Source organism: Levilactobacillus koreensis JCM 16448 (assembly GCF_001435525.1).
Lineage (GTDB): Bacteria > Bacillota > Bacilli > Lactobacillales > Lactobacillaceae > Levilactobacillus > Levilactobacillus koreensis.
Window position 1 is genome coordinate 1 of the sequence record NZ_AZDP01000029.1, and the last position, 2,343, is coordinate 2,343.

2 protein-coding genes are annotated in these 2,343 nt (G+C 53.5%); one reads left to right on the top strand and one right to left on the bottom strand.

The features are described from left to right. Positions 1 to 172 precede the first annotated feature (172 nt). Positions 173 to 1,180, bottom strand: coding sequence for a C40 family peptidase (locus FC99_RS01925; protein ID WP_053083543.1), 1,008 nt, complete (start codon positions 1,178 to 1,180; stop codon positions 173 to 175). 169 nt (positions 1,181 to 1,349) lie between these two features. Between FC99_RS01925 and pepI the strand changes: the two genes are divergently transcribed. Then, on the top strand, positions 1,350 to 2,234 hold the full coding sequence (gene pepI, locus FC99_RS01930; protein ID WP_048733560.1) for a proline iminopeptidase: 885 nt from the start codon (positions 1,350 to 1,352) through the stop codon (positions 2,232 to 2,234). The last annotated feature ends 109 nt before the right edge of the window (positions 2,235 to 2,343 follow it).

Here is a 2,343-nt window from a genome sequence, read left to right on the forward strand (position 1 = left end):
TATCTGCCGGCCGGTAAGGCGAAGGGCCCACCAGGTTGCCTAGTTTTAGTCTCACTATTGTTGCTAGAGCAGGCATGACTGGCATTTTGGAACTTTCAACCTTTAGTTAAACTGCAAAAAGATCGGCCAACGCAACTGAGGGGAGTTGTGTGGTCGATCTTTTTAACGATAATTAGCCAACGATGCGGCGCACATTGCCGTTGAAGCGTGTCTTCCAATGCGAGTCGTTCAGGCTGGAGATGCCGACGCCACCGGTATCGGCACTGGGGGAATCGTGCAGGAATAGGCGATTCCCCAGGTAAATGGCCACGTGGCAATTGACCCCTTCATCTTTATCATTGAAGAAGAAAATGTCGCCACGTTTCATATTCTTTGCGGCAATCCGGCGACCCATGTGGATCAGAGATTGGGTCGTGCAGGTACCAGTCGCGCCAAGCCGGACACCGGATCGTGCGTAGATCCAGTGAATGAAGGATGAACAGTCAAAGCGCCGCGCCGCAATGCTGGCACTCGTCCGGCCGCCGCCCCAGTCGTATTTCGACTTACCGACCAGCGCCGACCCCGTCTTGATGGCCTTCTCGACAGTCTTGATATTGCCTTTCAGCTTCTTGGTGTTGAAGCTCAGGTACTTGCCGCGAATCCAGTAGTGCTTATTCCCCGCAGTCAGTCGGTAATAGCCGGAGTTAGCGGTGTTGAGCTCCATGTGCTTATCGACGTGGTACCAGTGGTTGACCAGCTTTTTCGTGCTGGTGCTCCCAGTCACCTTGGACCCCTTGAGGCCAGCGGGCTTATTATAGAGTAAAATGTGGGTATGGTTGACCTGCATCTCATAATTTAAATGATCTTGATAGCGAATCCATTTATAAAACGCATCCTGCCGAATCCAGCCGCGGTTGGTCTTGTAAAAGACACCGTGGCCGTTCTTGGCGATGCGCGTGATCGTAAATTTGTGCTCGTAGTCGTGGCGCGCACCACTCGTCCGTTTCATCCCAGACGTATACAGGTTACGGTAGAAGCCGTACTTCGGGTGATACAGCGTCTTGGTGGCGTGATAAGCGCGATTATAATCGGTGGTATCCGCTGCTGATTTGGCGTAAGCGGTGGCTGGTTGCGTGGCGATGCCGACTAAAGCCAGTCCGCAGACGATGACACTGGTGATAAGCTGTTTTGCAGGTAACATGGTGACCCCTCCCAAATAATTTCTGACTAATAATTAATCAATAACTATATGGTTATGGTACAAAACATTTTTATCCCGGTATAATGCGGGTTACCTTGCAGAATGCCGGGTAAATGGCCAAATGGGGTGGGGGAAAATCGATTGAAGTAAATGAAACGGAGGCGTAGCGATGAAAATTGAAGAAGGAATCATGCCATTTGGACAGTATCAAACCTATTATCGGGTGGTGGGTGACTTAGCGGCGGGGCAGGTGCCCTTACTGTTACTGCACGGTGGTCCAGGGTCCACGCACAACTACTTTGAAGTGTTCGATCAGCTCGCGGAAGAAACGGGTCGGCCCGTCGTCATGTACGACCAATTAGGTTGTGGCAAGTCCTCACAGCCTAACGACCCCAGTCTGTGGCAGGCGACAACTTGGGTGGCGGAGTTAAAGGCGTTGCGGGCCTACTTAGGATTGAAGCGGGTACACTTGCTTGGTCAGTCCTGGGGCGGTATGTTGGCCATCATTTATCTGTGTGATCACCAGCCGGCCGGCATTCAGAGCTTGATTCTGGCCAGCACGCTGTCGTCGGCTAAACTGTGGGCGCAGGAACAACACCGGTTGATTCGGTTCATGGCGCCAGCGGATCAGCGGGCCATCGCCCAAGCGGAAGTCACGGGGGACTTCACCACACCGGCCTACCTAGCCGCCAATCAACGGTTCATGGAAGCCCACGCGGCGGGTCCCGTGACGGCGGTCTCACCGGAATTCTTGCGGCGGCCAAAACAAGCTGGTACGGTCGCCTACAACACGGCTTGGGGTCCCAACGAATATTGTCCGACCGGAACGCTGGGGGACTACGACTACACGACGAAATTGGCGCAGATAACCGTGCCTACGCTGGTGACGAGTGGCACCAACGACCTCTGCACGCCATTGGTGGCGAAGACGATGGTCGACCAGCTGCCCAACGCCGAGTGGACGCTGTTTGCCCACAGTCGCCACATGGCGTTTATTGACGAAGCACCGGCTTATCGGGAACGGTTGGCGCGGTGGCTACGGGAAAATGAGTAAAGAAGTTGAGAATGGGATAAAAGGCGGTTAGTCAATGAGCATTAACGTCGATGGACGAATAATCCCGGTTTTGGATTGTTTGTCTATCGGGGTTAAGCGGAGTTGACTG

Coding starts and splice junctions, on each gene's coding strand:
- FC99_RS01925 (WP_053083543.1), bottom strand. CDS start 1,180: ATGTTACCTGCAAAACAGCTTATCACCAGTGTCATCGTCTGCGGACTG.
- pepI (WP_048733560.1), top strand. CDS start 1,350: ATGAAAATTGAAGAAGGAATCATGCCATTTGGACAGTATCAAACCTAT.